Origin of the sequence: Rahnella sp. NRRL B-41462 (assembly GCF_003263525.1) — a bacterium.
Taxonomy (GTDB): Bacteria; Pseudomonadota; Gammaproteobacteria; order Enterobacterales; family Enterobacteriaceae; genus Rahnella; species Rahnella aceris.
The window spans coordinates 1-6,944 of sequence record NZ_JYDF01000144.1 but is presented as its reverse complement, the minus strand read 5'-3'; the positions used below and the strand labels follow the sequence as shown (position 1 = coordinate 6,944).

Genomic DNA, 6,944 nt, shown 5'->3' with positions numbered 1-6,944 from the left:
GACTGATGCAGAAGCATTCCCGGGACTTATCCACCAGACACACCGGAAAATCAGGGTCGCTTCAGCCGACGGAGCTTATGACACCAGACGGTGCCACGACGAACTGCGGCGTAAGAAAATCAAAACACTTATCCCGCCGCGAACCCGAGCGGGTTACTGGTCGGCTGAGTATGCCGACAGAAATCAGGCGGTTGCCCGGCAACGGCTCACGGGAAGCAATGCGTACTGGAAATGGCACACGGCTTACAACCGACGTTCGGTGGCTGAAACGGCAATGTACCGTGTCAAACAGCTGTTTGGTGGGCATCTTACGTTGCGGGATTATGATGCGCAGGTTGGGGAGGCTATGGCCATGATCCGCGCATTAAACAAAATGACGCGTGCAGGCATGCCAGAAAGCGTACGGATTGCCTGAGAAAGTCAGCGACGAGGGGAGCTTTTATCTAAATCCGATTTATTCAACAAAGCCCTGATATCGTTAATCTTAACGAACTGACCTTTGAAGTGGAGTACGATTTTATCCTCTCAACCGTGGTGATGATGTTCCTTGAGCGCGACACAATTCCAGGCCTGATTGCCAATATGCAGCGTTGCACGAAAGCGGGTGGCTATAACCTGATTGTGGCGGCGATGGACACTGAAGATTTTCCGTGCAACATCGGTTTCCCATTTGCGTTTAAAGCCGGTGAGCTTCGTGATTACTATCAGGATTGGGAACTCATTAAGTACAATGAAGACGTCGGTCAGCTACATAAAACCGACGCCGAGGGTAATCGAATCAAACTGCGCTTCGCGACAATACTTGCGCGTAAATCTTAAAACGATAGCCAAGCAACACATTTTGTTGAATGGCCATTGCACCTTCCAGAGCAGCAATGAGATTAGTGATCCTAATGCGCTGGTTGCCGTGCTAAAACCGGGGTGACGGAAAAATCTAGGCTCCCAGTGTAGAACTCTTTCATCATCAATATAATTCAACCGATACGGCGTTTTATTTATTCCATCCGCTTCAGTGATGCTCTGTACCAGTTTAGACTAACGTATGCTTTAAGCATACTGCGGATTAACTCTGATGCTTGTACCGTACTCAATTTAAGAGAGCCAGCAACCCGATTAGCAACAGTACCCTATTTCACGCCAAGGCGTTTTGCCAGACGGTGTAAATTACCAACATCCAGTTGTAATTGTCGGGCGCAGGCAGCCCAGTTGCCTGTGTTAGCATCCAGCGTACTGATAATGATCTGGCGCTGGTAATCATCTGTCGCTGCACGCAAATTATCGACCACAAGCGCGGCCACAACGCGGGTATTCACAGATTTAACTTCTGCATCCGCCAACTGAAAATGCTGAGGCTGAAGCCAGATTTCACCATCCGGTTTGCCAGAACGCGCCAGCACAGTGGCACGATACAGTGCGTGTTCCAGTTCGCGAATATTCCCTGGCCAGTCGTAACCGCGCAGTAACTCACGGGCAGCATCGCTTAACGAAACCTGTTTTAACCCCATTTTTATGCGACTTTGCTCGCAGAAAAAACCAGCCAACAACGTGATATCGTCATCCCGTTCGCGCAGTGGCGGCACATGCAGAGGAAACACGCTTAAACGGTGAAATAAGTCAGCCCGAAATTCTCCTGTCAGCATATGCTGCCTGAGATCGCGGTTGGTCGCCGCCAGTACCCGCACATTCACACGATGACTGCTGTCATCCCCCACACGCTGTATATCACCATACTGCAAAACCCGCAGCAGTTTTGCCTGCAGCGTTAAGGGCAATTCACCTATTTCATCAAGAAAAAGCGTGCCGTTATCTGCCATTTCAAACTTACCGGTTCGATGGTGAATGGCTCCGGTAAATGCCCCTTTTACATGACCGAACAGCTCACTTTCCGCCACACTTTCTGGCAACGCCGCACAGTTCAGGTAAATCAGTGGGTTTGCCGCACGTGCCGACCCGTTATGTACCGCGCGCGCCACAAGTTCCTTACCAACACCGGTTTCTCCGGTGATTAACACATTCAGGTCGGAGCCCGCGACGCTCTCAATCTCTTTCCTGAGCTGCATCATTCCCGCAGACAATCCCACCATTTTAGCGCTGGCTGTTCGGGTGGTGAGGGGAAGTGTCGCCACCGCAGACGTCTGATTTTCGAGTTGTTCCATTAACAGGGCATTATTCAACGCACCCGCCGCCAGCACACTTATTAAGCGTAACTCTTCATCACTGAAATGGTCGAACTGTAAAGGGTCCATGCCATCCACGGTTAATGCACCAATCAGGTTTTGATCGGCAAATAACGGCAGACCAAGGCAGGCATGGACTTTTAAATCCGTGTGGTTGGGAATGAGACCGTCGTAAGGATCGGGTAATTCACTGTCTGCCGGAAAGCGCACCACATCACCCGCACGCGCAATCGCCTCCAGACGTGGATGGACATCTAAATCAAAACGCCGCCCGAGTACATCTTGCGCCAGACCATCTATAGCCAGTGGACGAAACTGCCGCGCCTCATAACGCAGTAAAGCCGTGGCATCGCTGCCTAACAGCAGGCGCAGGGCGCGGACCAGACGGGAAAAACGATCCTGATGAGAAATGCCGCGTTGCAGGTCAATGGCAATATTGGCAAGAGAGGTGATCGACAGGCTCATAAGCGACTCCATAAAAATAGTCTCGCTAACGTACATTAGTACTGTCAAAAAGACAATTTACTTGTCAATGCGACAATCCTTGGCATAGTCATATTGACAATTACGTCAATCAGTAACTGATATAAAATTATTATAAATCAATTGGTTAAATAATTGGCACGCCATATGCTACATAGGGCAGATGAGCTGCATTTTTTAATTCTATTTAAGGTAATGACAAATGGCTATTTTAGTTAAAAACAACATCCAGTGGGTTGGACAACGTGACTGGGAAGTGCGTGATTTTCATGGTACCGAATACAAAACATTGCGCGGCAGTAGCTATAACAGTTATTTGATTCAAGAAGAAAAAACGGTGCTTATCGATACTGTCGATCATAAATTTAGCCGCGAATTTGTCCAGAACCTGGCACGTGAAATTGACCTGAACACCCTCGACTATATTGTTATCAACCATGCGGAAGAAGATCATGCTGGCGCTCTTTCTGAGCTGATGTCCTACATTCCGAACACACCAATTTACTGTACTGCCAACGGTATTGATTCCATCAACGGGCATCATCATCATCCGGAATGGAATTTCAATGTGGTGAAAACCGGCGACAGCCTGGATATTGGCAATGGCAAGCAACTCATCTTTGTTGAAACGCCAATGCTGCACTGGCCGGACAGCATGATGACATACATGACAGGCGATGCAGTGCTGTTCAGTAACGATGCTTTTGGCCAGCACTATTGCGATGAACATCTGTTTAACGATGAAGTTGATCAGGCTGAATTGTTCGAGCAGTGCCAGCGTTATTACGCCAACATTCTGACGCCATTCAGCCGCCTGGTGACGCCGAAAATCACCGAAATCCTCGGCTTCAATTTGCCTGTCGATATGATTGCCACTTCACACGGTGTGGTATGGCGTGAAAACCCAACGCAAATCGTCGAGCTGTATCTGAAGTGGGCGGCTGATTACCAGGAAGATCGCATCACTATTTTCTACGACACCATGTCCAATAACACCCGCATGATGGCTGATGCTATCGCTCAGGGGATCACGGAAGCCGATCCACGCGTGGCCGTGAAAATCTTTAACATCGCCCGTAGTGATAAAAACGAAGTCCTGACGAACGTATTCCGCTCCAAAGGCGTTCTGGTGGGCACCTCTACGATGAATAACGTGATGATGCCGAAAATTGCCGGTCTGGTTGAAGAGATGACCGGTCTGCGTTTTCGGAATAAACGCGCCAGTGCCTTCGGTTCACACGGCTGGAGCGGCGGTGCTGTAGACCGCCTTTCCACACGTTTACAGGATGCAGGTCTGGAAATGTCGCTGAGCCTGAAAGCCAAATGGCGTCCGGATGGCGATGCGCAGGATATTTGCCGTGCCCACGGTCGTGAACTTGCCCAACAGTGGGCGCTGGCTGCCACCATCGATGTGGCGCCACAAGAGAGCGTTGTGGAAACGAAAAGCGATGCCGACCTCGGCCCACGTATGCAGTGCAGTGTTTGCCAGTGGGTTTACTATCCTGAAACCGGCGAACCAATGCAGGATGTTGCCGCCGGAACGCCATGGAACGATGTACCCGACAGCTTCCTGTGCCCTGAATGCTCACTGGGGAAAGACGTGTTTGATGTGCTGGCGACGGAGGTAAAATGAATCATGGCATTGTGATCATCGGTTCGGGCTTTGCCGCCCGCCAACTGGTGAAAAATATCCGTAAGCATGATGCGCAGGTTCCCGTACGCATGATTGCCGCCGACAGCATGGACGAGTATAACAAACCCGATCTCAGCCATGTCATCAGCCTGAATCAACGTGCGAACGACCTCACCCGGCAACATGCCGGGGAGTTTGCTGAGCAATTTAATCTGGCACTGAATGCGAACAGCTGGGTGACTGAGATTAACACTCGTGAACGCCTGGTGAAGTGTGGCGACCAGCAATGGCCATACGACAAACTGGTACTGGCGACCGGCTCCAACGCCCTGCTTCCGCCCATTGCCGGCAAAGAGCTGATGCTGACACTCAACAGCCAGCAGGAGTTCCTGGCTTGTGAAACGTCGCTGCGTGATGCCCGTCGGGTGATGATCTTGGGGGCTGGTCTGATTGGTACAGAACTGGCAATGGATTTTTGCCGCGCGGGTAAACAGGTCATTGTGGTGGATAATTCCGCAAGCCTGCTCGCCTCGCTGATGCCGGCAGAGGTCAGTAGCCGCCTTCAGCATCGCCTGAATCAAATGGGCGTTGAGCTGTTATTTAATCAACGTCTGGAGTCGCTGAGCAAAACACCACAAGGGATCAGTACTGCCCTGAGCAACGGCCGTATCGTTGACGTTGACGCCGTGGTGGCCGCTATTGGGCTGTGTCCAAACGTTGGGCTGGCGCAGCACGCCGGGCTTGCAGTAAACCGCGGTATTCAGGTCAATCGCCAGTTACAGACGTCTGATGCCCATATTTACGCACTGGGAGACTGCGCTGAAATCGATGGCAAAGTACTGCCGTTCCTGCAGCCCATTCAGTGTAGTGCCATGACGCTTGCCAAAAATTTGCTGGGTGCTACCGAGGGACTGACGCTGCCTGCCATGCTGGTGAAAGTGAAAACACCTGAGCTACCGTTACATCTGGCAGGTGAAACGCAGCGTACGGATTTAAGCTGGCAAATTACAGCCGATCCGCAGGGTTTAATCGCCAGAGGCTATAATGAAGCGCAGCAGCTTCGGGCATTCATCGTCAGCGAAGCGCATATGAAACTGGCATTTGGGTTGTTGCGGGAATTGCAGGTTTAGTCCTTTATTTTGCGAGAGAGCCTTTGTTGTACAGACACGGGCGCCATTGAAAGAAGTCACTGTGGTGTAATACCGCGATACATCCCCGTCAGCGCGTTATTGAGCATTATAGCGAAAAAAATTAATTATCAATCATCCCGTCCTGAATCGACATTATGAGGTTATCTATGAAACTCACTATTCCTTCACATTACGTGCATACGCGTGCTACCCCATTCTTTGACAAATCAAATGTTCCTGCTGCCCTTCTGAGTCATCATAATACGAAAGCGGGAGTCTATGGTCGCCTGTCTGTCATGCATGGCACAGTGAAGTACTTTGGTTTCCCGGATGCTGAAAATAAGGCACCGGATCTGGAACTGGTGATTGAGGCCGGGAATTTTGGTATTAGCCCACCGCAAAAATGGCATCGTATAGAACTTCTGACCGAAGACACATATTTCAATATCGACTTTTTTACCGAACCTGAGGCAAAGCTGACCGGTAAAGGTTTTGGTCAGGTAGTGAACACACATAAGGACTGATTAATGAATCGAATAGCTATTCCCTTTCATTATCTGCACACGCGTAGCACGCCTTTCTGGACCGGTGAAACAACACCTACTACTATCTGGACGCGGATACGCGCTAGGGTGTTTACCCGTATTTTCAGTAATGAGTCGCGCGATCCGCTACGACAATTTTGCGGATGAGTTGAGCCATGAACCACTGGAAACAATAATGATTGAAGCAAGCCAGTCTGACCGCGTAAATTGCATACCGCAATGTTAAGTGGAGAAATGCTTAACGTGCATTTGTCAAGGTCCATTATTGGCGTGAGTTCAAGCGATGGATACAACACACTGATTGGGCCGCTCTGCGGGTGATTCATAGTCTAGCGTTTTTCTCGGCTTCTCGTTGAGCTGTCTGGCAACACTATTTAGTCTTTGCTGGCTGTGTACCGGTAAGTCAGTTCCTTTTGGAAAATACTGTCTGAGCAATCTGTTCGTATTTTCGTTTGAACCGCGTTGCCAGGGAGATTGAGGATCACAGAAATAAACCTGAATGTCTGTGGCTATAGTAAACTTGGTGTGGCTGGTCATTTCAGCCCCCCGATCCCATGTTAGTGTTTTATAAAGCTCACCAGGTAATTCCCGGGCTTGTTTGATGAGTGCAGATATAACGGTTATGGTCTTGTTGTCCCTAATTTTGGCCAGTATAACAAAGTGGGAATGGCGTTCTACGATGGTTACGAGGCTTTGTTGAATAAATCGAACTTTTGGCCATAATCAGGATCAGATCACCACATTCTCGATCCTGTAGCGGTATCCCGTGGCAAAAAAAAAGTTCAAAATCATCAACTGGAACGTCTACAACAAAGCCCTCGTCAATCGGGGCTCACTGACATTCTGGCTTGATGAGTCGACCATTCAGGCCTGGTATGACGAACCCAAAACCTCTTCACGTGGTCGTCCTCAACGTTATTCCGAGCTGGCCATTTCCACCGTTCTGATGCTCAAACTCGTCTTTCGCCTCACGCTG

General features: G+C 49.8%; 6 protein-coding genes and 2 pseudogenes. 6 read left to right on the top strand and 2 right to left on the bottom strand.

Annotation, left to right across the window (positions count from 1 at the left end; translation table 11 throughout):
* Both UC14_RS24875 and UC14_RS24870 read left to right on the top strand, forming a co-directional pair.
* On the top strand, positions 1–415 hold a 415-nt coding region (locus UC14_RS24875), incomplete at its 5' end, for a transposase (RefSeq protein WP_157962157.1).
* Positions 416–474: 59 nt separating this feature from the next.
* A pseudogene (locus tag UC14_RS24870) lies at positions 475–819 on the top strand (tellurite methyltransferase); the annotation flags it as partial.
* A gap of 308 nt (positions 820–1,127) precedes the next feature.
* Here the strand turns inward: UC14_RS24870 and norR are convergent.
* Entirely contained in the window at positions 1,128–2,642 is a 1,515-nt protein-coding gene (norR, locus tag UC14_RS24865; RefSeq protein ID WP_112198643.1) for a nitric oxide reductase transcriptional regulator NorR, read from the bottom strand.
* 220 nt (positions 2,643–2,862) lie between these two features.
* On the opposite strand from norR, the gene norV reads away from it, so the two are divergent.
* From norV to UC14_RS24850, 3 genes are all read left to right on the top strand, one after another.
* On the top strand, positions 2,863–4,293 hold the full coding sequence (gene norV / locus UC14_RS24860; protein ID WP_112198642.1) for an anaerobic nitric oxide reductase flavorubredoxin: 1,431 nt from the start codon (positions 2,863–2,865) through the stop codon (positions 4,291–4,293).
* Entirely contained in the window at positions 4,290–5,423 is a 1,134-nt protein-coding gene (gene norW / locus UC14_RS24855; protein ID WP_112198641.1) for an NADH:flavorubredoxin reductase NorW, read from the top strand. Before norV ends, norW begins: the two co-directional genes overlap by 4 nt.
* A 167-nt stretch (positions 5,424–5,590) precedes the next feature.
* Positions 5,591–5,947 (top strand): DUF1971 domain-containing protein, encoded by a 357-nt coding sequence (locus UC14_RS24850; RefSeq protein WP_112198640.1) that lies wholly within the window; start codon positions 5,591–5,593, stop codon positions 5,945–5,947.
* 297 nt (positions 5,948–6,244) lie between these two features.
* Here the strand turns inward: UC14_RS24850 and UC14_RS24845 are convergent.
* Positions 6,245–6,658 (bottom strand): annotated as a pseudogene (locus tag UC14_RS24845) (IS30 family transposase); the annotation flags it as partial.
* A 76-nt stretch (positions 6,659–6,734) separates the two neighbouring features.
* On the opposite strand from UC14_RS24845, the gene UC14_RS24835 reads away from it, so the two are divergent.
* Positions 6,735–6,944: transposase (locus UC14_RS24835; protein WP_198670118.1), on the top strand; the 210-nt coding region annotated here is incomplete at its 3' end.